This window comes from Frigoribacterium sp. CFBP 13707, from assembly GCF_014842245.1.
In the GTDB taxonomy this organism is placed as follows: Bacteria; Actinomycetota; Actinomycetes; order Actinomycetales; family Microbacteriaceae; genus Frigoribacterium; species Frigoribacterium endophyticum.
Window position 1 is genome coordinate 154,253 of record NZ_JACYVL010000002.1, and the last position, 24,336, is coordinate 178,588.

General features: G+C 75.1%; 13 protein-coding genes, 1 tRNA gene and 1 other RNA gene. 11 read left to right on the forward strand and 4 right to left on the reverse strand.

The features are described 5' to 3' along the window. The first annotated feature begins 4 nt into the window (after nucleotides 1-4). Both IFT45_RS04515 and IFT45_RS04520 read left to right on the forward strand, forming a co-directional pair. Nucleotides 5-733, forward strand: a complete 729-nt coding sequence (locus IFT45_RS04515) for a phosphatase PAP2 family protein (protein WP_192126911.1) — start codon at nucleotides 5-7, stop codon at nucleotides 731-733. Continuing rightward, complete coding sequence (locus IFT45_RS04520; RefSeq protein ID WP_192126913.1) at nucleotides 730-2,601, forward strand: helicase HerA-like domain-containing protein; 1,872 nt, start codon at nucleotides 730-732, stop codon at nucleotides 2,599-2,601. Before IFT45_RS04515 ends, IFT45_RS04520 begins: the two co-directional genes overlap by 4 nt. Nucleotides 2,602-2,617: 16 nt before the next feature. Here the strand turns inward: IFT45_RS04520 and IFT45_RS04525 are convergent, their stop codons facing one another. After that, nucleotides 2,618-3,244 (reverse strand): hypothetical protein, encoded by a 627-nt coding sequence (locus IFT45_RS04525; protein WP_056053109.1) that lies wholly within the window; start codon nucleotides 3,242-3,244, stop codon nucleotides 2,618-2,620. Between the two features lie 205 nt (nucleotides 3,245-3,449). Then, entirely contained in the window at nucleotides 3,450-3,821 is a 372-nt protein-coding gene (locus tag IFT45_RS04530; RefSeq protein WP_167258540.1) for an RNA-binding S4 domain-containing protein, read from the reverse strand. A gap of 102 nt (nucleotides 3,822-3,923) precedes the next feature. Here IFT45_RS04530 and IFT45_RS04535 point away from each other — a divergent pair. Further along, nucleotides 3,924-4,008: transfer RNA gene (locus IFT45_RS04535), tRNA-Ser, on the forward strand. A 182-nt stretch (nucleotides 4,009-4,190) separates the two neighbouring features. On the opposite strand, the gene IFT45_RS04540 is transcribed toward IFT45_RS04535, so the two are convergent. Continuing rightward, the gene (locus tag IFT45_RS04540) at nucleotides 4,191-4,706 is read right to left on the reverse strand and encodes a GNAT family N-acetyltransferase (RefSeq protein WP_056053116.1); all 516 of its coding nucleotides are present in this window, start codon (nucleotides 4,704-4,706) and stop codon (nucleotides 4,191-4,193) included. 64 nt (nucleotides 4,707-4,770) lie between these two features. Here IFT45_RS04540 and IFT45_RS04545 point away from each other — a divergent pair, with 64 nt between their 5' ends. The 6 genes from IFT45_RS04545 to IFT45_RS04570 all read left to right on the forward strand — a co-directional run bounded on the left by IFT45_RS04545 (nucleotide 4,771) and on the right by IFT45_RS04570 (nucleotide 11,688). Next, entirely contained in the window at nucleotides 4,771-4,989 is a 219-nt protein-coding gene (locus IFT45_RS04545) for a hypothetical protein (RefSeq protein ID WP_056053120.1), read from the forward strand. 91 nt (nucleotides 4,990-5,080) lie between these two features. Then, nucleotides 5,081-6,517, forward strand: coding sequence for an amino acid permease (locus IFT45_RS04550; protein ID WP_192126915.1), 1,437 nt, complete (start codon nucleotides 5,081-5,083; stop codon nucleotides 6,515-6,517). 190 nt (nucleotides 6,518-6,707) lie between these two features. Continuing rightward, entirely contained in the window at nucleotides 6,708-7,316 is a 609-nt protein-coding gene (locus IFT45_RS04555) for a hypothetical protein (protein WP_192126917.1), read from the forward strand. An 11-nt stretch (nucleotides 7,317-7,327) separates the two neighbouring features. After that, nucleotides 7,328-8,197, forward strand: a complete 870-nt coding sequence (locus IFT45_RS04560; protein ID WP_192126918.1) for a DUF3037 domain-containing protein — start codon at nucleotides 7,328-7,330, stop codon at nucleotides 8,195-8,197. Between the two features lie 102 nt (nucleotides 8,198-8,299). Next, entirely contained in the window at nucleotides 8,300-10,498 is a 2,199-nt protein-coding gene (gene pta, locus IFT45_RS04565; protein ID WP_192126920.1) for a phosphate acetyltransferase, read from the forward strand. Beyond that, entirely contained in the window at nucleotides 10,495-11,688 is a 1,194-nt protein-coding gene (locus tag IFT45_RS04570) for an acetate kinase (protein WP_167258546.1), read from the forward strand. Before pta ends, IFT45_RS04570 begins: the two co-directional genes overlap by 4 nt. 105 nt (nucleotides 11,689-11,793) lie before the next feature. Here IFT45_RS04570 and IFT45_RS04575 read toward each other — a convergent pair whose 3' ends face one another. Next, nucleotides 11,794-12,474: an SDR family oxidoreductase gene (locus IFT45_RS04575; RefSeq protein ID WP_192126922.1), complete on the reverse strand. Its 681-nt coding sequence runs from the start codon at nucleotides 12,472-12,474 to the stop codon at nucleotides 11,794-11,796. 54 nt (nucleotides 12,475-12,528) lie between these two features. Here IFT45_RS04575 and ffs point away from each other — a divergent pair. Both ffs and IFT45_RS04585 read left to right on the forward strand, forming a co-directional pair. Then, an RNA gene (gene ffs, locus IFT45_RS04580) (signal recognition particle sRNA small type) lies at nucleotides 12,529-12,625 on the forward strand. Nucleotides 12,626-13,226: 601 nt separating this feature from the next. Further along, nucleotides 13,227-24,248 carry a hypothetical protein gene (locus tag IFT45_RS04585; protein WP_192126924.1) on the forward strand — a complete coding sequence of 3,674 codons (11,022 nt, stop codon included), beginning with the start codon at nucleotides 13,227-13,229 and terminating at the stop codon, nucleotides 24,246-24,248. Nucleotides 24,249-24,336: the final 88 nt, after the last annotated feature.

Here is a 24,336-nt window from a genome sequence, read left to right on the forward strand (position 1 = left end):
GGGGATGACGACCGACCCGCTCTCGCCGAAGCCGCCGACCCCCGCCGAGGAACGGGTCGCCCGCCGCGTGCAGCGCCGGTGGTGGGTGGTGAGCGCCCTCGGCGCCATCGGGGTCGTGCTGCTGCTCGGCGTCGTCATCACGGCCCGGGCCGGCAGCCTCGGCATCGACGAGGAGTTCATGGGCGAGCTCGTCGAGCACCGCAGCCCGTTCTGGCAGGCGCCGGCTCTCGTCTTCAACGTGATCGGCGCCGGCGTGATCGGCGTCTTCGTCGTGCCGCTCGGGGTGGCGGCCGTGCTGCTGCTCCGGCGCCGGCCGTGGGCGGCCCTGTACTGGATCGCGTCGTGCGCCCTCAGCGCGGGCGTCGTGCAGGTGATCAAGCACACCTTCGGGCGGGCGCGGCCGGAGGAGATCCTCGTGGTGAGCGACTACGGCTCGTTCCCGTCGGGGCACACCGCCAACGCCGCGACGCTCGCCGTCGTGCTCGGGGTGATCCTGCGCCGCGCGTGGGTCTGGATCGCCGGCGTCGTCTACACCGTGGCGATGCTGCTGAGCCGCACGTACCTCGGGGCGCACTGGCTCACCGACACGGTCGGCGGCCTGCTGATCGGTGCAGGCGTGGCGGTCGTGCTCTGGGCGCCGGTGGCGCATCGGCTGCTCGCCGAGCAGGAGCGCGTGCGGGGCCTCGGCTGGGCCTGGCAGCACCGCGACGAGCGTGCCGCGGTGACCTCGTGAGCGACGAGCTGGCCCGGGCCCGCGCGGAGGCCGAGGCCGCGGAGGCCGTCGCCGCCGCCGCCCGCGCCGCGGCGGACGCCGCCGTGGCCCGCGCCCGCGTGCTGGCGCTCGAGGCGGAGGCGGCCGGCAGCGCGGGGTCCGACGGCCCGCCCGCCCTGCCCGCCCCGGCCGCCCCGGCCAGCCCGGACAGCCCGGCCGTCCCGCCCGCCCCGCCCGCCGACGTGCAGGCCCCGGCGGCGGGCCCGCTCAGCGAGGCCGCCGTCGACGAGGTCCGCCGCGGCTACGCGTCGACCGGCCCCGTGCTCGAGATCGGCGCCCTCGTCAACGGCGAGGCCCGGCCCGACGTGCCCGTGCGGGTGCCCGTCGGCATGCTGACGCGGCACGGCCTCGTGGCCGGAGCCACCGGCACCGGCAAGACGCGCACGCTGCAGGTGCTCGCCGAGCAGCTCTCGGCCGCGGGCGTCCCGGTGTTCGCCGCCGACGTGAAGGGCGACCTCTCCGGCATCGCCCGCCCCGGCGCCCCGAGCGACGCGCTCCTCGACCGGACGCGGGGCATCGGGCAGGACTGGTCGCCCGAGGCCGCCCCGACCGAGTTCTTCGCGCTCGGCGGCGTCGGCACGGGCGTGCCCGTGCGGGCCACCGTCAGCGGCTTCGGGCCCCTCCTGCTCAGCAAGGTGCTCGGCCTCAACGACACGCAGGAGTCGAGCCTCGGCCTCGTCTTCCACTGGGCCGCCCGCGCCGGGCTGCCCCTCGTCGACCTCGCCGACCTGCGGAGCGTGCTCACCCACCTGGCCAGCCCCGCGGGCAAGGCCGAGCTGGCCGACCTCGGCGGCCTCAGCACCGCGACCGTCGGCGTCGTGCTCCGCGAGCTCGTCGCGTTCGCCGACCAGGGCGCCGACCAGTTCTTCGGCGAGCCCGAGATCGACACCGCGGAGTTCCTCCGCGTCGCCGCCGACGGCCGCGGCGTGGTCAGCCTGCTCGAGGTGCCCGGCGTGCAGGACCGACCGGTGCTCTACTCCACCTTCCTCATGTGGCTGCTCGCCGACCTCTACAACGACCTGCCCGAGGTGGGCGACGTCGCGCTGCCGAAGCTCGTCTTCTTCTTCGACGAGGCCCACCTGCTGTTCCGCGACGCGTCGCGGGACTTCCTCGCGCAGGTGACGCAGACGGTACGGCTGATCCGCTCGAAGGGCGTCGGGATCGTCTTCGTCACGCAGACCCCGAAGGACGTGCCCGGCGACGTCCTCGCGCAGCTCGGCTCGCGCATCCAGCACCAGCTGCGCGCCTTCACGCCCGACGACGCCAAGGCCCTCCGCGCGACCGTCTCGACGTACCCGACGAGCGACTACGACCTCGCCGAGGTGCTGACCAGCCTCGCCACGGGGGAGGCGGTCGTGACGGTGATGAGCGAGCGCGGCGCCCCCAGCCCGGTCGCCTGGACCCGCCTGCGCGCCCCGCGCGGCTCGATGGCGCCGACCCCCGCCGACGAGATGGCGGCCGACGTCGCGGCCTCGCCGCTGACCGCCGTCTACGGCACCGCCGTCGACCGAGACTCCGCCCGCGAGATGCTCGCGCGGAAGCTCGACGCGGCGGCCGCGGCCGACCGCTCCCGCGAGGAGCGCGAGGCCGCGCAGGCGGCGACGCAGGCCGAGTACGACCGTCAGCAACGCGAGTTCGAGCGGGCGGAGGCGACCGCGTCGCGGCGGGAGCGGCGCACGGGCTCGACCCGCGCCTCCGGCGGCTCTCGCACCTCGCGCTCCCGCAGCGACGACGGCGGGCTGCTCGACGACGTGCTCGGCTCGTCGGCCGGCCGCGCGGTCGTCCGCGAGGTGGTGAAGGGGATCTTCGGCACCCTCCGGCGCCGCTGACGCGCCCGGCCGCCGGTCAGGAGCCGGAGAGCACGCCCCACAGCACCGTGAGGCCGCCGGCCGCGAGGGCGAAGACGACCACGACGGCGAGGGCGGCGAGCACGGGCCGGCCCTCGTACCACGAGCGGCTGCCCGGGTACTGGCGGTACAGCTCGCTGAACGAGAGCGGCTTCGGCACCGTCGTGGTGGGCGAGCCGAGGGTCTCGGCGACGAGCGCGATGGCCTCCTCCGACCAGTACGTGCCGCGCATGCGGAAGAGCGGGGCGCCGCCGGCGTCGGTCGCGAAGAGCTGGGGCACCGTGTCGGCCGAGTCGGAGCGGTAGGTGCGCACCACGACCACCGCCGCGATCCGCTCGCGGCGCAGCCGGACGAACCCGGGCAGCCAGCCGCGCTTGATGAACTCGTCGGCCGTGACCCCGACGAACGAGACGCTGTACCGCCAGTAGCAGACCAGCCCGACGACGACCGCGACGTCGGCCGCCCAGATCACCGCCGGCCAGTGGGCCGTGCCGCGGGTCAGCCAGAGCAGGGCGAGCACGACGGGCACGAGGCCGAAGACGGCCGTGAGCACGGCCGTGCGGGCGACGGAGGCGCGCGGCAGCGCGTACGCCTCGAAGTCGTCGCGTGCGACGCCAGCCCTCATCCCGTCCCCCTGTGCGGCACGACGACGCCCCCGCCCGCGGAGGAGGACCGCCACCCCTGACAGTCCTTCGTGCAGCTCCGAGCCTACGGGATCGGCCCCCTCTCGACCGCACCGGGCGGTGCGGTCACGGCACCCCAGACCGGGCAGCCCGCGAACGGGGGGAGTCGCGGGTCGAGCCCCCACAGCACCCGCCCCGGGCCCCGGCTCAGCGGTCGCGGAGGCGCTCCAGCTCGCGCCGCTCGCGCTTGGTCGGCCGCCCCGCCCCGCGCTCGCGCACCGGCACCGCGGCGACCTCCTCGCGCGGCGGGGGAGGCGGCGTGAGGTCGGTGACGGCCAGGGCCGCGACCGGTGCGCCGACCCGCTTCACGAGGCACTGGCGGACGACGAGGACCCGCTCGAGCCCCGCGAGGCGCACCCGCACCTCGTCGCCCGGCCGGACGGCCTGGGCGGCCTTGACCCGCTCGCCGTTGACGCGCACGTGCCCCGCCCGGCACGCGGTCGTCGCGGCCGACCGGGTCTTGACCACGCGCACGGCCCACAGCCAGGCGTCGACGCGACAGGAGGCGGGGGAGTCCATCCGACGATGCTACGCGCGGACGACGCCCGGACCGTCCGCAGCACCCCTCCGCGTCCGCTACCATTGACGAGGTCGTGCGCCGGTCTCACCGTGCTCACCTCAGGAGGATTCGCCTAGTGGCCTATGGCGCACGCTTGGAAAGCGTGTTGGGTGCAAGCCCTCAGGGGTTCGAATCCCCTATCCTCCGCGACTGAATGGCCTTCCCGTACGGGAGGGCCATTCGTCGCTCTGTGCTGGTCTGGCGCCTCTCGGCGCTGGTGCGGGCGGCTTCGCCGCCGCACCGGAGGGCGCTGGGCGGCTTCGCCGCCGCACCGGAGGGCGCTGGGCGGCTTCGCCGCCTCCGCGATCGGTCGGGGGCAGGCGGGCGGGTCAGGGGGCGGGGTCGGCGGGGGCGTCGTCGAGGCGGAGGGTCATGTAGCGGAGGTCGAGCCATCGGCCGAACTTCGTGCCGACCTCGCGCAGCAGGCCCGCGTCCTCGAAGCCGAGCGAGCGGTGCAGCCGCGCCGAGCCCTCGTTGCCCGCCTCGACGAGCGCGACCATCACGTGGTGGCCGGCCTCCCTCGACGACGCGATCAGCGACTCCATCAGTGCCCGCCCGGTGCCCCGGCCCTGGTGGCCCTCCCGCACGTACACGCTGTTCTCGACGGTGTGGCGGTAGCCCGGCTTCGCGTGGAACGGCCCGACGCTGCCGTAGCCGACGACGAGGTCGCCCTCGACCGCGACGATCGCGCTGCGCCCGGGCTCGCTGTGCGCCGCCAGCCAGTCGCGCCGGCCCTGCAGGTCGGGCGGCACCTCCGTGAAGATGGCGGTCGAGCGGGCCACGGCGTGGGCGTGGATCTCGAGCACGCCCGGCAGGTCGGCCTCGGTCGCGGTGCGGATCAGCATGCGACGAGCTTAGGAGGCGCGGTGCGGCCGGTCACGTCACCCGCGTCACGCGTAGGTTCGGCTCATGAGCGACGACACCTACACCGCATCCTTCATCGGCGAAGACGGCGCCGAGGTCTCCTCCGAGCAGCTCGCCTACATCGACGGCCTCCCGCAGAAGAGCGTCATGCGGCCCGGCGCCGACGACGGCGAGGACCTCAACTGGGAGCTCGACACCGACACCACCAGCGACGACGGCTTCGTCTACCGCTCGATGGGCGTCGCGCAGCACGACTACTCCTGAGCCCCCGGGCTCGGTAGGGTCGGTCGCGGGGCGGCACCCCGCTCCACAGGACCGACCGCGCACGACGGCGTGCGCGCAGGAGGAGATCGCCATGGCCCCGAAGGACGCGTCACGGTCCGTGCTCCGCAAGAAGCCCGTGCTCGAGATCGAGGACGAGACGAGCGGCACGGGCCTCTTCAAGAGCCTCGGGCTCTGGCAGCTGACCGCGATCGGCGTCGGCGGCATCATCGGGGTCGGCATCTTCTCGCTCGCCGGCCTCGTGGCCCACGGCGACGACGCGAACCCCGGCGTCGGGCCGGCCGTGTTGTTCTCGTTCCTCATCGCGGGCCTGGCCAGCGCCGCCGCCGCCCTCTCGTACGCCGAGTTCGCCGGCATGGTGCCCCGCGCCGGCTCGGCCTACACGTACGGCTACGTCGCCCTCGGCGAGATCGTCGGCTGGTTCATCGGGTGGGACCTCCTGCTCGAGTACGTCGCCATCGTCGCGGTCGTGGCGATCGGCATCTCCGGCTACTTCGACGCCTTCCTCTCCGGTCTCGGGCTCGACCTCCCGGCGTCGATCGCCTCGACGCCCGACGCGGGGGAGGGCGGCGTCGTCAACCTCCCCGCCATCGTCGTCTGCCTGCTCGTCACGTTCATCCTGAGCCGGGGCTCGAAGGCCTTCGGCCGCTTCGAGATCGTCGCCGTCGGCATCAAGGTGCTGCTCGTGCTCTTCATCATCGGGCTCGGACTCTTCCACCTGAACGCCGAGAACTTCTCCCCGTTCGTGCCCAACGGGTTCGGCCCCGTCTTCACCGGTGCCGCCACCGTGTTCTTCGCGGTCTTCGGCTACGACGCGATGAGCACCGCCGCGGAGGAGAGCGTCGACGGCAAGAAGCACATGCCGAAGGCCATCGTGCTCTCGCTGATCATCGCGATGATCCTCTACGTCGCCGCGACGCTCGTGCTCACCGGCATGCAGGACTGGCGCGAGATCGACCCCGAGGCCGGCTTCGCCTCGGCCTTCACGAGCGTCGGCCTGCCCGTGGTCGCCACGATCATCTCCGTCTTCGCCGTGATCTCGATCCTCACCGTGATGCTCACCTTCCTGCTCGGCGTGACGCGCGTCTGGTTCTCGATGAGCCGGGACGGCCTCCTGCCCGGCTGGTTCGCGCGCACCGACCGCAAGGGCGTGCCGCAGCGGGTCACCTGGATCGCCGGCGTCGCCTCCGCCCTGCTCGCCGGCGTCTTCCCGATCCGGGCCGTCGCCGACCTCACGAACATCGGCATCCTCGCCGCGTTCGTCGTCGTCTGCGTCGCCGTCATCGTCTTCCGGTACCGCAAGCCGGAGGCGCCCCGCACCTTCCGTCTCCCGCTCATGCCGTTCGTGCCCGCGTTCGGCGTGCTCGCCAGCGGCTTCCTCATCGCCCAGCTGCACTGGGAGACCTGGCTGCGCTTCGGCGTCTGGCTCGTCGTCGGCCTCGTCGTCTACTTCGGCTACGGCCGCCGTCACTCGCTGATGAACCCCGACAGCCCGCGCCTGCCCCGCTGACGGATGGCATATCGGTAGGGTCGTCCGCATGACGTCGCCGCAGCCTGTTCTCGGTCCCCTGCCCCGAGTCCGCCTGGTGGCGCCGCTACGTCGGACGGAGTCCGGGTCGGGGACTTTCCTCGCGCTCGCGTCCGATGGTCGCCAATACTGGGTCAAGTCGCCGGAGAACCCACAGGGCAATCGCACCCTCGTGACGGAGATCGTGGTCCAGGGCGTGGGCGCTCTCCTAGGGGCACCGGTGGTGCCGACGGCCCTGGTGGACATCCCGCCCCGCATGACCTATTCCTACACGCGACAGAACCGGCTCCACGGGGGACTCGGTCACGGATCGTTGAACGTCTCGACGGTCATCCAGAGCGACGCGTGGTCCGACTTCTCGTCACATGACGACAACAGGAACCGTCAGGCGCGCCTCCTGGCCCTCTGGGACCTCTGCATGGGAGGGGACCCGCAGTGGCTCTACGACGTCCTCGACGACTACAGCGTCTGGAGCTTCGACCACGGATTCTGGCTGGGGGGAGAGGGAGACTGGGACGAGGGATCGCTGACGCGCACGGCGACGTCACGGTGGGACGACGAACTCTCCGCCGGCATCGCCTCGGCAGCCGGTCTCAGGGTCGCAGCGGAGGCCGTCTCGTCCCTCACGCGCGATGACCTCCGCGGGGTCGTCGCGCGGGTTCCCGTAGAGTGGGGAGCCACCTCGCGCGAGCTCGTGACCCTCGTCGATGTCCTGTACCTGCGTGCCGACGGCGTGGCGTCTCGACTGCTCGAGGCTGCTGAGAGAACGAACTTCGACTGAGGGGCGGGCACGTGATCTACCACTGCTGGGCCGTGCAGTTCGTCCCCGATCCCGCGCGAGGTGAGCACACCAACATCGGTCTGGTCATCGGGGGGGAGAACCTCGACTGGGCGGTTCGCTACGACCCTCGGTTCGTCCGTTCCCACGGCGACCTCAGCAGCGACCTCCGCGAGCTTGCGGCCTGGGGGCGGTCCTTCGTCCGTGTGGTCGACGGACACACGAGGCCTTTCCTCGACGAGCCCGCTGGCGTCTCGCCAGGGCTGGTGGAGCACATGAGGCGACGGCAGTCCAACCTCGTCCAGTTCGGGGAGCCGACGCCTGTGGACGCCGAGAGCGCCGAGGCGGCCGTGCATCTCTTGTATCCCGTGCTCGTCGAACGTCCGCGATCCCGACGTCGGACGACCTACTCACGGCGGACGCTGCGGTCGAGGGTGAGAGAGGTCATGACCAAGACCGACGGTTTCGTCACGGGTCGGGACCTCTTCGTCACGCCGAGGCTGTCGATCGGACGTCAGCACGGCGAACTCGACCTGCTGCGGATCGAACGTGGACAGCCCGTCCTGACCAACGTGTGGGCCTTCAACGTCGTAGATCTATCCGCGCTCACACGAGACCTCCAGTCCTGGAGCTACCTGGTGGGGCTCCTCCGGACGGACGGCGCCACGGCCGAGGTGCCCGGAGCAGGCGTGCGCGTCATACCCGCCTCTGTCGGCGTCGAGGTGGTCTTCGACCCTCCCCGTGACCAGGACAGCCAGCACTCCGAGCGGTGGGACATCTACGAAGCCGCCAGAGAGGCGTGGCAGCGCAACGACGTCAGCGTGCGCTCCATCGACGAGTACCGGAGCCAGACGACGGACGAGCGACAGGGAGTGCGGCCTTGACGTCCGAGACCTGCCCGACACCCGGGCAGGGCATCACGACGGCGCCGCCCCTCACCCCGCCTCACCGGCGGCTCGGAGCCGGCCGGTCGTAGGCTGAGGGCCGTGTCGACCCGCATCTACATCACGTCCGCAGAAGGCCACACCGGCAAGTCGACGATCGCGCTCGGCGTGCTCGACACGCTCGGTCACGAGGTGGGCCGGGTGGGGGTGTTCCGCCCCGTCGCGCGCTCCACCGACGAACGCGACTACGTGCTCGAGCTGCTGCTCGCCCACGACAGCGTCGACCTCGCCTACGACGAGTGCGTCGGCGTCACCTACGACGACGTGCACCGTGACCCCGACGCCGCGCTCGCGACCATCGTCAGCCGCTTCGCCGCGGTCGAGCGCCAGTGCGACGCCGTCGTCGTGATCGGCTCCGACTACACCGACGTCGGCAGCCCCACCGAGCTCTCGTTCAACGCGCGGGTCGCGGCCAACCTCGGCGCTCCGGTGCTGCTCGTGCTCGGCGGCCGCACCGCCGACGGCACCGCGGCCCGCACCGGCATCGACATGCGCCAGGTCGCCGAGGTCACCACCGCCGAGCTCCGCAGCGAGCACGCCAGCCTCCTCGCCGTGGTCGCGAACCGGGTCGACCCCGAGCGCCTCGACGAGGTCGTCGGAGGCATCGGCTCGGCCCTCGAGACCGCACCCGGCGGCCGGGTGCCCGTCTGGGCGCTGCCGGAGGACCGCCTCCTCGTGGCTCCGACCGTCCGCGCCGTCCTGGCGGCCACCGGCGCGACGCTCGTCCGCGGCGACGACGCCCTGCTCGACCGCGAGGCGGTCGGCGTGGTCGTGGCGGCCATGTCGATGGAGAACGTCCTGCCCCGCCTCACCGAGGGCGCCGTCGTCGTCGTACCGGGCGACCGGTCCGACGTGCTCGTCGCCACGGTGCTCGCCCACGCGTCGGAGACCTTCCCCTCGCTCGCCGGGATCGTGCTCAACGGCGGCTTCGACCTCGCCCCGCAGGTCGACCTGCTGCTCGAGGGCCTCGGCAGCTCGCTCCCGGTCGCCCGCAACGACCTGGGCACGTACGACACCGCGCTCGCGATCACGCAGACCCGCGGCCGCCTCGCCGCCGACTCGCCGCGCAAGTACGACCTCGCCCTCGCCCTCTTCGAGCGACACGTCGACGCTGCCGAGCTGCTCCGCCTGCTCCAGGTGAGCCCGTCGGGCGTCGTCACGCCGCTCATGTTCGAGTACCAGCTGCTCGAGCGTGCCCGCGGCGCCGCGAAGCACATCGTGCTGCCCGAGGGCGACGACGACCGCATCCTCCGCGCCGCGTCGTCGCTGCTGCAGCGGAACGTCGCGAAGCTCACGCTGCTCGGCGACGAGACCGCGATCCGCGCCCGCGGGGCCGAGCTCGGCCTCGACCTCGCCGAGGCGCGGGTGCTCGACCCGTTCGACCCGAGCCTCCAGGTGCAGTTCGCGACGGAGTACGCACGGCTGCGCGCCCACAAGGGCATCTCCGCCGCGATGGCGATGGACACCGTCACCGACGTCTCGTACTTCGGCACGATGATGGTGAAGCTCGGGCTGGCCGACGGCATGGTCTCCGGCGCGGCGCACACCACGGCCCACACCATCCGGCCCGCCTTCGAGGTCATCAAGACGCTGCCCGACGTCGGCGTCGTGTCGAGCGTCTTCCTCATGGCGCTCGCCGACCGGGTGCTGGTCTACGGCGACTGCGCCGTCATCCCCGACCCGACGGCCGAGCAGCTGGCCGACATCGCCATCTCGTCGGCGCAGACGGCCGAGCAGTTCGGCATCGAGCCGCGCGTGGCGATGCTCAGCTACAGCACCGGCGACAGCGGCTCGGGCGCCGACGTCGAGAAGGTCCGCACCGCGACCGCCCTCGTGCGCGAGCGCCGCCCCGACCTCCTCGTCGAGGGCCCGATCCAGTACGACGCGGCCGCCGACCCGACGGTCGCCGCCGCGAAGATGCCCGACTCCGACGTCGCCGGCCGGGCGACGGTGTTCATCTTCCCCGACCTCAACACGGGCAACAACACCTACAAGGCGGTGCAGCGGAGCGCCGGAGCGGTCGCGATCGGCCCGATCCTCCAGGGGCTCCGCAAGCCGATCAACGACCTCTCGCGCGGCGCCCTCGTCAGCGACATCGTCAACACGGTCGCGATCACCGCCATCCAGGCCGGGACCCCCGCCGCGGAGGCGCGGGTCACCGCCGACCCCGCGGTCGCGGCCCTGCCCGCCCCCGTCACCACCGCCTCCACCCCCGCCCCCGCAGAAGGGAACACCCCGTGAGCGCAGTCCTCGTCGTCAACTCCGGATCGTCGTCGTTCAAGTACCAGCTGATCGAGCTCGACGGCGAGGCCACCCTCGCGAGCGGCCTGGTCGAGCGCATCGGCGAGGCCACCGGGTCGACGAAGCACCGCAACCACCTGACGGGGGAGGAGACGAGCAGCGACTCCGCCCCCGTCGCCGACCACGCCGCCGGCTTCGCCGCGATGCTCGACGCCTTCCGCGACCACGGCCCGTCGTTCGACGAGCACCCGCCCGTGGCGGTCGGCCACCGCGTCGTGCACGGCGGCGAGGAGTTCGACCGGGCCACCGTCGTCACCGACGAGGTCGAGGCTGCGATCGACCGCCTCTCGGCGCTCGCGCCCCTCCACAACCCCGCGAACCTGCAGGGCATCCGCGCCGCGAAGGAGGCCTTCGCCGACGTGCCGCACGTCGCCGTCTTCGACACCGCCTTCCACCAGACCCTCGCGCCCGCCGCGTACACCTACGCGATCGACGCCGAGCTGGCGTCGAAGCACCACGTGCGCCGCTACGGCTTCCACGGCACGTCGCACAAGTACGTCTCCGAGGCCACGGCGGCGTTCCTCGGGCGGCCGCTCGCCGAGCTCAAGATCATCGTGCTGCACCTCGGCAACGGGGCGTCGGTCGCAGCGATCGACGGGGGCCGCTCGGTCGAGACGAGCATGGGCATGACCCCGCTGGAGGGCCTCGTGATGGGCACCCGCTCGGGCGACATCGACCCGGCCGCGGTCTTCCACCTGCACCGCGAGGCCGGACTCGGCTTCGACGAGCTCGAGACCCTGCTCAACAAGCAGAGCGGCCTGCTGGGCCTGACCGGCAGCGGCGACATGCGCGACGTGCAGGACAGCGCGTCGCGCGGAGACGCCGTCTCTGAGGCGGCGCTCGCCGTCTACCGACACCGGATCCGGCACTACGTCGGCGCCTACGTCGCCCAGCTGGGCGGGCTCGACGCCGTCGTGTTCACCGCCGGCGTGGGCGAGAACAACGCCCTGCTGCGACGACGCACGCTGGCCGGCCTCGACTTCTTCGGCATCCGCGTCGACGACGACCGCAACGAGCTGTCCTCCCGCGAGGCGCGGCTCATCTCGCCCGAGGGCGCCGCCGTCTCGGTGCTCGTCGTGCCGACGAACGAGGAGCTCGAGATCGCACGTCAGGCCGCGGCGCTCAGCTGACCGACCCGACGACGAGAGGGACCAGGGAGGCGCGGGTCGCGCCTCCCTGGTCCCTCTCGTCGTGCAGGGGGCCGGCCTCCCGTCGTGGGGGAGGCGTGGGCCGGGTCAGTACTTGATCGTGGCGAGCGCGTCGGAGACGGGCGTCTCGCCGGAGACGAGCTCGAACTGCGTCTTCACGGCCGTGCCCTCGAGGATCGCCGTGGCGATGACCTCGGCCACGTCGGCCCGGGGCACGGTGCCGCGCTCGACCGTCGTACCGACCGCGACCTGGCCGGTGCCGGCGTCGTCGGTGAGGCCGCCGGGGCGCACGATGGTCCAGTCGAGGCCGTCACGGGCGCGGAGGTCGGCGTCGGCCTCGCTCTTCGCGCGCATGTACACCTGGTACACGGCGTCGTCGTCCTCGGCGGGCAGCTGGGCCTTCTCCGGGTCGAAGTCGTCGGTGCCGATGGCCGAGACCATCACGTAGCGCGGGACGCCCGCGGCCTCGGCGGCGTCGGCCAGCAGGACGGCCCCGTCACGGTCGATGGTGAGCTTGCGCTCGGCCCCGCTTCCGCCTCCGCCACCCGCGGCGAACACGACGGCGTCGGCCCCGTCGAGGTGACCGGCGAGGGTCTGCACGTCGGTCTGCTCGAGGTCGAGCACGAGGGCACGGGCCCCCGCCGCCTCGAGGTCGGCCGTGTGGTCGGGGTTGCGGACGATGCCGACGGGGTCGTGCCCGGCGTCGGCGAGGCGGCGTTCGAGGAGCTGGGCGATCTTGCCGTGCCCTCCGGCGATGACGATTCTCATGCCCCCATCGAACGCCCCGTGTCGCCGGAGCCGCTCAGGAGCCGCTAAACTTCTCGAGGCTCCCCACGTGGCGTCATCCAGGCCAACTCCCCCAGGGCGGAAACGCAGCAAGGGCAACCTGGCTCTGGCGGGTGCGTGGGGAGTCCTTGCTTTTTCTCGCGCCGCCGCCCCTGCGGCGCGACGTGCGCGGTGCGGGGGCGCGACGGGATCGGCGGGTCGCGATCCCGAGGGGGGCGCCGCCGCCCCTGCGGCGCGACGGGTGCGGTGCGGGGGACATCGTCGGGCCCGGAGCGAACGGGACGGCCGACGAGCGCAGGGCAGACGGCTCGGTCGGGGGACACGTGCCCCCCGGGATGGGGGCAGCGGAGGGATGTTCAGCTTCGTGCCGTCTGCATAGGATGACGTCACGACGAGACCCACCACCTCGTCGGCACGGCTCACCACCGTGCCGGTCCGCCCCTCACCAGGGCGGTCCGCCGACCGTGCGGCACCGCAGCCGCCCGACCGTCAGGATCAGGACGATGAGCCCCTCACCACGGCACGTCAGCAGCACCCGCAGGCGAACGACCCCGCGCACCCCGCGCTAGGCCGCTCGCCTCTTCGTCGTGCCCGCAGGGGCTCATCGGCGACGGCCCGGACACCCGGACACCCGAACACCCGAACCACAACTGAAGACACGCACCGCCTCCCGTCTCACCAGCGGGAGGTCCGGATCAGGCGGCGGGTCAGTCCCGCCAGGAAGAGGCACGCACATGCGACGTCATGTGGCGGAGCGCAGCACCCGCGAGCGCACCCTCAGCAAGGCCCTCGGGCTCAGGATCGCGGCGACCGCGGCCATCGCGGCCGTCGTCGGCGCCCTCGCGGTCGTCCCGGCGCAGGCCGCGACGACCGACGTCAGCGAGGCCGAGGCCTCGCTGCTGAGCGGCTCGGGCATCGTCGGCCTCGACAGCATCGTGCAGCTCCAGGGCGCCTACTCCGCCACCGGTGCGGCCGGCTCCGGCGGGGTGGTGAACAGGGGCCTCTCGGTCGAGGCGCTCAACGCCCTCCAGGTGGGCCTCGGCCCGGTCGACCTCCTCGGCCCCAACGGCATCCTCAAGCTCGGCGTCGCCGGGCAGTACGCGAGCACGACGCCGACCGGCGCCTACGCGAGCGCCGGGGCCGTCGGCGCGAACGGGGCCATCGCCGTCGGCAGCGGCGCTCCCGGCACCGGGGCGACCCTGAACCTGACGCCCCTGCTCGGTCGTGTGCCGGCCGCGAGCGGCGTCGTCAGCGACGTCACCCTCGGCCTCGGCGCGCTCTCGTCGTCGATCACCGAGACGCGCACCGCCGCTGGCTCCGACGTCAGCACCGCCTACCAGGTCGCGGGCGCCCGCTACACGATGACGAGCCCCGCGGTCTCCGCGCTCACCGGGCAGCTGCAGGCCAGCCTCCGCGGCGTCAGCACGGGCATCAACGGAACCACGAGCGGCACCGGGCTGGCCGGTGCGACCACCGGGGTGGTGGCCCCGTTGACCTCGGCCCTCAGCACCCTCGGGCTCGGGGGAGCTGTCAGCCTCGACGGCACGGCCGTGACCGCCACCGCGACCGTCGACCTCGACTCCACCGTCGCCGCCGAGCTCGCGAAGCCGCTGACCTCCGGCCCCGTGACGATCACCCCGAGCACCGGCCAGGTGGTCATCGACGTGGGTGCGCTGAACAACCTCGGTCCGAACAGCGAGCTGCTGACGACCCAGCGGGTCACGGCCATCACGAACGGCATCGCCGACATCCTGGACGTCCAGCTGCCGACCAACCTCACGTCGGCCGTCGACCGGGCCGTCAAGGCCACCGCCGTCCGCGTCGGCCTGACCACCGACGTCCTGCTGAAGACCGGGATCCTGCCCCCCGTGCGCGTCGCGGGCCTGACCGCGACCGTCGACACGACCATCGGCCAGCTCCTCGCCGGCACGACCCCCGCCTCCGCGGTCTCGGTCACGGGCACCGGCGCCCTCGACACCGTCCTCGTCCGGCCCCTCCTCCGTGGGGTGGTCGTGCCCGTCGTGACCGGCACGCTGCTGCCCGCCGTCGGCGCGGTCTACTCGCCCCTCGTCACCGGCGCGGGGCTCACGGCCACGACCTCGGCGATCACCACGGTGACCAGCGCGACGCTGCTCGCCCTGTCGCCCCTGACGGCCGTGCTCGGCCAGCTCGCCGGCGTCACGATCAACGCGCAGGACGCCCCCGGCTTCCGCGACCCCCGCGGCACCGACGCCGGCTCGCGCAGCGTCCACGCCGTCCGCCTCACCGTCCTGCCCGCGCTCGCGGGCGGGCTCCGCGTCGACCTGGCGACATCGACGGCCCGTGCCGCCGCGTTCGTCGGCCTCACCGTGCAGACCCCCGCCCCCGGCCAGCAGTTCGTCGTCGCCGCGACGCCCGGCGCCACCCGCACGGTGACGCTCACCGGCACCGGCGAGCCCGGCGCGACCGTGCGGGTCAGCGTGCCCGCCTCCGCGGCGGGCGCCCCGGCCCTCACCGGCACCGCGACCGTGGCGGGCGACGGCACCTGGAGCGTGCCCGTGGCCGCCGTGCCCGCCGGTCAGTACCAGGCGACCGTGACGCAGACCGTCGGCGGCACCGTGACCGGTACGCAGACGCGCGCCTTCGTGGTCGTCGCGCAGCAGCCCCTCGTCGTCACCAGCCCGACGGCGGGCCGTGTCTACACGGTGCTCGACGGCGCGTCGACGACCCCCGTCGTCGTGGCGGGCACCGGCACCCCCGGCGCCGCGGTCGCGATCGACCTCGGCGGCGGGCGCACCGCGACCGCCACCGTCGGCCCCGACGGCAGCTGGACGACCACGGTCGACGGCGTCCCCGTCGGCTCGTACACCGCCTCCGTCACGCAGTCGCTCGGCGGCGACACCTCCGCCGTCGTCACCCGTGCGTTCAGCGTGCAGGCGGGCACCGCGCTCGCCCTGACCGCCCCGACGCCCGGCACCGTCCTGCGCGTGCCGGGTGCCGACTCCACCCGTGACGTCACCGTGAGCGGCACGGGCCAGCCCGGCGCGACCGTGACGGTCACCCTGCCCGGCGACCGGACGCAGACCGCGACCGTCGCGGCCGGCGGCCCCTGGTCGACGGTCTTCACCGCCCTGCCCGTCGGGGCCTACCCGGTCTCCGCCACGCAGACGGTGGGAGGCGCCACCAGCGCCCCGCTGACCACGGACGTCACGATCGAGGCCGCCGAGGGCGTCGCGATCACCTCGCCCGACGACGGCGCCGTGATCACCCTCGCCGACGCCGGCTCCGTCACCCCGCTGACCGTGACCGGCACCGCCGAGCCCGGCGCCCCCGTCCGCGTCGACCTCGGCGACGGACACCTCGCGACCACGACGGCGGACGCCGACGGCGACTGGACCGTGACGATCCAGAGCGTGCCCGTCGGGCCGCAGCGCACCGTCAGCGTGACGCAGACCGTCGCGGGCGTCGTCTCGAGCCCCGTCACCCGGGCGCTCACCGTCACGGCGGGCGCGCCCCTCGTGGTCGACGCCCCCACGCCCGGCCAGGCGTACCGGGTGCCCGCCGCGGGCTCGGTCACCACCGTGCCCGTCTCCGGCACCGCCGCGGTCGGCGCCATCGTCTCGCTGTCGCTCGGCACCGGACTGCCGACGCAGACCGTCGTCGCCGTCGACGGCACCTGGGCGACCACCTTCGAGGCCGTCCCCGTCGGCGGCCGCACCCTGACGGCGACCCAGTCGATCGGCGGCACGACGTCGCCGGCGCAGACGCGGCCGATCTCCGTGGTCGCGGGCGCCCCGCTCCTGATCGACTCGCCGACCCCCGGCACGGTCGTCGCCGTGGCCGAGGCGGGCGACGTCGCGGACGTCGTCGTCGCCGGCCGCGCCGACCCCGGCGCCGCGGTGCAGGTCGGCCTCGGCGCCCTCCTCGCCTCCACCGTCGCCGACCCGACGACGGGAGCGTGGACGGCGACGATCACCGGCGTGCCGGAGGGCACGTACACGCTCGGCGCGACGCAGGTCGTGGGCGGCGTGACGTCGCCCCGCGTGACCCAGCCGCTCACCGTCGAGGTCGGCGAGCCGATCGAGATCACCGGCCCCGCCGACCAGACCGTCTACTACGTTCCGGGCGCCACCGGCACGGCGACCGTCCCGGTGACCGGCACGGCCGAGCCCGGGGCCGCCGTGCTCGTCGACCTCGGCGGCGGACGCACCGCGCCGGTCACCGCCACCGCGGTCGGCACCTGGAGCGTCGACGTGGCCGGCGTGCCGATCGGCAGCTACGAGGTCGCGGCCACGCAGACGGTGAACGGCAGCACGTCGTCGGCGACGACGCGAGTGATCGTGGTGGAGCAGGGCGGCTTCGTCGTCATCACCGCCCCCGCGACCGGCAGCCGCCTCACCGTGGCCGACGCGGCCGGCAGCACCTCGGTCGTCGTCCGCGGCACCGGTGTCGCCGGCGTCCCCGTCACCGTCACGGTGTCGGGCGGGGTCGTCGGGCCCGTCACCCGGGACGGCGCGCTGTGGGAGGCGACCGTCACGGGCCTGGCCGTCGGCACGCACACGGTCGAGGCCCGGCAGGTGCAGGGCGGTCAGACGCTCTCGGCGGCCCCCACCACGTTCCAGGTGGTCGCGGCCGAGCCCCTCGTCGTCGTCTCGCCCGCCGACGGCGACGACCCCGTGCGGATCGTCGGCGCGGGGACCGCGTCGGTCCCCGTCACGGGCACGGCGGCGCCCGGCGCTGTCGTCGCCCTCACCGTCGCCGACGCCGACGGCGCCCCCGTCGGCGACGCGCCCGCCCCGGTCACCGCCGACGGCGCCGGCGCGTGGAGCGCCGTGCTCACCGGGCTGCCGGTCGGGCCGCTCACCGTCAGCGCGACCCAGACCGTCGGCGGCTCGACGTCGACCACCCCGGAGACCGTCGTCGTGCGCATCGAGCGCGCGGACGACCTCGTGATCGACACGCCCCTCGGCGACCCCGACTACGTCGTGCTCGACGCCGCGGGGGTGTCCGACGTCCTCGTGCAGGGCCGTGCGGCCGCCGGGGCGACGGTCGAGGTCAGCCTCGACGGCGCCCTCGTGGGTCGGACCGTCGCGGACGGCGCCGGCGCGTGGAGCCAGCTCCTGCAGGCCGTGCCGGGCGGCGACCACGAGGTCACCGCCACCCAGCTGCTCGGCGGCACGAGCCAGGGCGCCGGCCCGGCGACCTTCTCGGTCACAGCGTCGCCCCTCGCCGTGACGACGCCCGACGTCGTGACCCTGGCCGACGAGCTCGCCACGACCGCCGTCACCGTCCGCGGCACCGCCGCCGCCGGGGCCTCGGTGGCGGTCACGCTCGACGGCGTCACCGTGACGGTGACCGCCACCGGGGGAGCGTGGTCGGCCGACTTCGACGACGTGCCCGTGGGCACGCACCAGATCACGGCCGTCCAGTCCCTCGGCGGCCGCACCTCCCTGCCGCAGACGGCGCAGCTGACCGTGCAGGCCGGCGCGCCCGTCACCGTCGACGCGCCCGTCGCCGGCTCCGTGGTCGAGGCGTTCGGCTCGCAGCTGCCGGCCACCGTCACGGTCACCGGCCGGGCCGAGCCCGGCGCGACGGTCGACGTCGCCCTCGGCGGCGTCGTCCGCCAGGTGGTCGCCGACGACGGCACCTGGTCGACGACCTTCCCCGTCGGGGCGGGCAGCGCCACCGTCACCGCCGTGCAGACGGTCGGCGGCACCACGTCGACCGTCCCCGCGACGACGACGTTCCAGGTCGTGGCCCTGCCCGACCTCGACGTCGTCGAGCCCGGCGGCGACCCGATCGTGGTCGTCGACGACGAGGCGACGGTGAGCGTGCCCGTCTCGGGCGCCGCGGCGCCCGGCGCGACCGTCACCGTCGTGCTCGACGGGACGGCCACCGCGACCGTCCAGGCCGACCCCGCGTCGGGCGACTGGTCGACCGTGCTCGAGGGCGTCCGCACCGGAGTCCACGAGGTCGTCGTGACCCAGTCGCTCCGCGACCTGGTCTCGGCCCCCGAGACCGTCGAGTTCACCGTCGAGGCCGGAGCTCCGCTCGTCGTCCTCGACCCGCAGCGCGACGCGACGGTCACCGTCCCCGACGCCGCCGCCCGCGCGGTCGTCACCGTGACCGGCACCGCCCAGCCCGGAGCCCGCGTCCGGGTCGACCTCGGCGACGACCGGGTCGTCTCGACCGACGCCGACGACGCGACCGGCGCCTGGTCGGTCGACGTGGCCGGCGTCCCGGTCGGGGTGCACGTGGTCAGCGTCACCCAGACGGTCGGCGGCACGACCTCCGCCGCCGACGAGCGCACCCTCACGGTCGCGGCCGCCCCGCCCGTCACCATCGCCACCCCGCAGGCCGGCGTCCCCGTCGTCCTGGCCGAGGCCGGCTCGGTGACCGACGTCACCCTCAGCGGCACCTCGGCGCCGGGCGTCGACGTCGTCGTGCAGCTGGGCGACCTGCCCGCCCGCACGGTCACCGCCACCGGCACCGAGGGCGGCCCCGGCACCGGCACCTGGACGCTCCTCGTCGAGGACGTCACCGTGGGCGACCGCGAGATCAGCGTCGTCCAGGTCGTCGGCGGAGCCACGTCGACCCCGGTCACGCAGCTGCTGCAGATCGTGGCCGGGGCCCCCGTCGTCGTCGCCGAGCCCACGGGCGCGGACGACGTCGTCGTGATCGACGCCGACGCCACCGCCTCGGTGGTCGTCTCGGGCACGGCCCAGCCGCAGGCCGTGGTCACGGTGACCCTGGCCGGCACCACGGTGCCGACCCGGGCCGACGGCGAGGGCCGCTGGTCGGTCACCGTGCCGGGCGTGCCCGTCGGCGACCAGGTCGTCAGCGTCGTCCAGACGGTCGGCGGCACGACCTCGACGCCCGTGACCGTCGACCTCACCGTCCGCGCCGCGGGCGACCTGGTCGTCGAGCGGCCGGCCGACGAGCTCGTCGCCACCCTCGTCGACCCCGCCGGCGTCGTCGACGTGCCCGTCTCGGGCACGGCCGAGCGCCTCGCCACGGTGCGGGTCAGCCTCGGGGGCGACCGCGTCGTCGAGGTGCAGGCCGACGACCAGGGCGCGTGGAGCACGGTCGTGCCCGGCGTCCCCGCCGGCCGCTACGAGCTCGTCGTCACGCAGACGGTGGGAGGCGCGACCTCGGCCCCCGAGACCCGCCCCGTCCTCGTCGCGGTCGCCGACGCCCTCGTCCTCGACGAGCCGGTCGACGGCACCGTCGTGCCGCTGATCGCGGCCGGCGACACCACCGACGTCACCGTCTCGGGCTCCGCGGACCCGGGGGCGACGGTCACCGTCGACCTCGGCGCGGCGGGCACCCGGACGGTCGTCGCCGACGACGTCGACGGCTCCTGGTCGACGACCTTCCCGGGCGTCGGCGTCGGCGAGTACGCCGCCACCGTCACCCAGACGGTCGACGGCCGCGTCTCCGCCGCCGTCACCGCCGACGTCTCCGTCGTCGTGGCCGCCCCCGTGGTGGTCACGGTGCCCGACGTCGACGCCTCGTACACCGTCCCGGCGGCCGGCGGCACCGCCGACGTCGTCGTGGTCGGCACCGCCCAGCCCGGCGCCTCGGTCGAGGTCGTCGTGGTCGACGACGACGGCACGAGCCACACCGGCACCGGCACGGTCGGCGTCGACGGCGGCTTCACCGTCACCGTCCCCGGGGTCCCCGTCGGGGAGCACACCGCGAGCGTCGTCCAGACGGTGCCCGCGGGCAGCTCCGACCCTGTGACCCGCGACTTCTCCGTCGTCGTCGCCGACGGCGTCGTCCTGACCGCGCCCGAGGCCGGCACGCCGTTCGTCGTCATCGACGCCGCGGCCACGACCGACGTCGTCGTCAGCGGCACCGCCGAGGGCGACGCCGAGGTCACGGTGACCGTCGGCGGCCTCCCGCCGGTCGTCGTCACCGCCGACGCCGAGGGAGCGTGGACGGCCACCGTGCCCGACGTGCCCGTCGGCACGACCACCATCTCGGTCGTGCAGCGGTTCGGCGGGGTCGTCACGACGCCCGTCACCCAGCCGCTCGTCGTCGCCGCGGCCGCCCCGGTCGTCGTGGCCGCGCCGGCCCCCACCGAGCAGGTGGCGGTCCTGACCGCCGCCGACCTGGCCGACGTGACGGTGAGCGGCACCGCTCAGCCGGGCACCGTCGTCCGGGTCGACCTCGGGGGCGGCCGCGTGCTGACCGCCGACCTCGGCCAGTCGACCACCTGGTCGGTCCGGTTCGCGGACCTGCCGGTGGGCGCCTACCGGGCCTCGGTCACGCAGTCGCTCGACGGGGCCGTCTCGGCGCCCGTCACCCGCGACTTCTCCGTGGTGCCCGCAGCGGCCCTCCTGGTCGAGTCGCCGGCCGACGGGGAGGTCGTCACCGTGCCCACGGTCGACGGCACCGCCGACGTGACCGTCTCGGGCCGTGCGCAGGCCGGGGCGACCGTCCGCGTCGACCTCGGCGACGGGCTCGTCCGCACCGTGCGGGCGTCCGGCGACGGCACCTGGTCGGCGATCGTGGCCGGCGTCCCCGCCGGCGACCGCACCGTCTCGGTGACCCAGACGGTCGGCGACCGGACCTCGGCGCCCGACCGGCGACTCCTCAGGGTCGTCGCCCTCGCCCCGGTCGTGGTCTCGGCCCCGGCCGCCGGCGCGGTCGTCACCACCGCCGACCCGTCGGGCACCGCCGACGTCGTCGTGAGCGGGACGGCGGCGCCCGGCGCGACCGTCACCGTCGACCTCGGCGACGGCCTGGTCGAGGTCGTCACGGCCGACCCGACGACGGGCGCGTGGAGCGTCACCGTCCCCGACGTCCCGGCCGGCGACCGCACCGTGACCGTCAGCCAGGTCCGTGACGGGGTCACGAACGCCCCCGTCGCGCAGGCCCTCACCGTGGCGCTCGCCGAGCCCGTCTCGGTCGACCAGCCCGTCGACGGCGACACCGTCGTCGTGCTCGCCCCCGGCGACACGGCACCGGTGACCGTCCGCGGCGAGGCCCAGCCCGGGGCGACGGTCACCGTCGACCTCGGCGACGGCCGCACGGTCGACCTCCCGGTCGGCGCCGACGGCAGCTGGACCACCGGGCCCGTCGACCTCCCCGTCGGCGGCACGACGGTCACGGTCACGCAGACGATCGACGGCTCGACCTCCGCTCCCGTGGTGGTCGACCTGACGGTCGCCGTCGCGGCGCCGGTCGTCATCGCGACGCCGCCCGCGGGCACGGTCGTGACGGTGCCCACCGCGGGCGCGACCACCACGGTCGTCGTCGCCGGCTCCGCCCAGCCGGGCGCGTCGGTCACGGTCGACCTCGGCGACGGCCTCGTCGGCACGGGGACGGTCGGCGTCGACGGCTCCTTCTCGGTGCCCGTGGCCGGCGTGCCCGTCGGCGACCGCGTGGTCAGCGTCACGCAGACCGTGCCGGCCGGCACGACGGCGCCCGTCGAGCAGCCGCTCACGGTCGTCGTCGCCGCGGCCGTCGTCGTCGAGACGCCGCGTGCCGACCGGCCCGTGGTGGTCGTCGACGACGCCGCCACGACCGACGTGCTGGTCTCCGGCACCGCCGAGCCCGGAGCGAGCGTCGTCGTCGGGCTCGACGGTGATCGGAGCCAGACGGTCTCGGCCGACGCGACCACCGGTCGGTGGGCGACCACCTTCGCGGCGGTCGGCGTCGGGACGCACGTCTTCTCGGTCTCCGAGCGGCTCGACGGCGTGCTCACCGCACCCGTGACCCGCACGCTGGTCGTGCAGGCCGCGACGCCCGTCACGGTGACGGCGCCCCTCGACGGCAGCAGCACGACCGTCGCGACGGCCGCCTCCACCGCCGACCTGACCGCCGGAGGCGCGGCGCAGCCGGGTGCACCGGTGCGCGTCTCGCTCGACGGCGGCGACCCCGTCACCGTGACGGCCGGGGCGGACGGCCGGTGGGCCCTCGCCCTCCCGGGCCTCGCGGTCGGGCCCCACGAGCTGACGGTCGTCCAGACCGTCGGCGGGGTCGACTCGCAGCCGGCGACCTCGCAGTTCGAGGTCGTGGTCGCGGCGGTCGTGGTCATCACGTCGCCGACCACCGACGAGCGCTTCGTCGTCGACGGGGCCGGCACGGCGGCCGTGGTCGTGCGCGGCCAGGCCGAGCCGGGCGCGCCCGTGTCGGTCTCGCTCGACGGCGACGACCCGGTGACGGTCACCGCCGACGCGCGCGGCGCCTGGCAGGTGAGCGTCGAGGTCCGCCCCGGCGTGCACGTCGCCTCGGCCAGCCAGGTCGTCGCGGGCGGGGCCACGGCCCCGGTCGAGGTCCGCTTCGTGGTCGACCCGGCGCCCACCGTGCCGGTCGCGCCCCTGGTCGTCACCTCGCCGGCCGCCGGCCAGCTCGTGGTCGACGCCGACGGCGACGGCACCGTCGACCTCGCGGTCACGGGCACCGGCCAGCCGGGCGCGGTCGTGACCGTCGACCTCGGCGCCGGCGTCGGGGCGACCGGCCAGGTGAGCCCGGAGGGCGACTTCACCGTCGTCGTCCCGGGCGTCCCGGTCGGGTCGCAGGTGATCACGGTCGAGCAGTCCGAGGGCGGCGTCGTCGTCGGCAGCGTCACCGTGCCCGTCACGGTGGCCCCGGCCGCCACGGTCGCGCCGCTGCGGATCGGCTCGCCCGCCCAGGGCGACGTCGTGCCGGGAGGCACGGACGGCGTCGCGGACGTGGTCGTCCGGGGCACCGGTCAGCCCGGCGCGGCCCTCTCGCTGGTGCTCGACGGCGGCGACCCCGTCGCCCTCGAGGTCTCCGACGGCGGCACGTGGGAGCTGCCCCTCGTCGGGCTGGCCTCGGGCCAGCACGCCGTCGCGGTGACCCAGACCGTGGGAGGCGCGACCTCGGCCCCCGAGACCGTCTCGTTCTCGGTGGCCCCGGCCGCCGCGGTCGGCACCCTGACCATCACGGCCCCGGCCCCCGACGAGCTGATCCGCGACGCGGACGGCGACGGGCTCGAGGACGTCGTGGTCTCGGGCACGGGCCAGCCGGGCGCCGTGGTCGTCGTCGAGGTCGCCGGCCGCGACCAGAGCGTCGTGGTCGACGAGGCCGGCCGGTGGACGCTGCCCTTCCGGGCGGTGCCCGTCGGGGCGACCCAGGTGATCGCCACCCAGGTGGTCGACGGGGTCACGAGCGTCGTCTCGCAGGGCCTCGTGATCGCCGCGGTCGCGCCGGTCGTCATCGACGACCCGGCGGCGGGGGCGCAGCTCCCGGCCGGTGCCGCGGGCACGGCCCCGGTCACGGTGTCGGGCTCGGCCGAGCCGGGCGCGCTCGTCACGGTCGTCCTGGACGACGACCGGACGGCGACCGTGACGGCCGACCCGGCCACCGGCGCCTGGAGCGTCGCGTTCGCGGACGTGCCGGTCGGCGACCACGTGGTCGCGGCGGCGCAGACCGTCGACGGCGCCACGGGCGACCCCGTGACGACCGGCTTCAGCGTCGTCGCGGCGGACGAGCCGGCACAGCCGGGCACGCCGGGCACGCCGGGCCAGCCCGGCACGCCGGGTCAGCCCGGGTTCCCGGGCCTGCCCGGGCAGCCGGGCACGCCGGGCACGCCGGGTCAGCCCGGGGCCCCGGGGCAGCCGGGCACGCCCGGCCAGCCCGGCGGCGCCTCGCCCGCGCCGACCGTGGCGGGGTCGTCCGGCCTCGCCTTCACCGGACAGGACGCCCTCGGGTGGGCGTCCGCGGGTGCCGACCTCCTCCTGCTCGGCCTGGGGCTGCTCACCGCAGCCCGGGTGCGCCGGGCCGTCCGGTCGAGGAGGGCGTAGCACCCCGCGTGCCCCGTCCCGTTCGGGTCGGGACGGGGCACGCCCCGACGGCCCCCGTGCAGCCCGCACGGGGGCCGTCGCCGTGCCC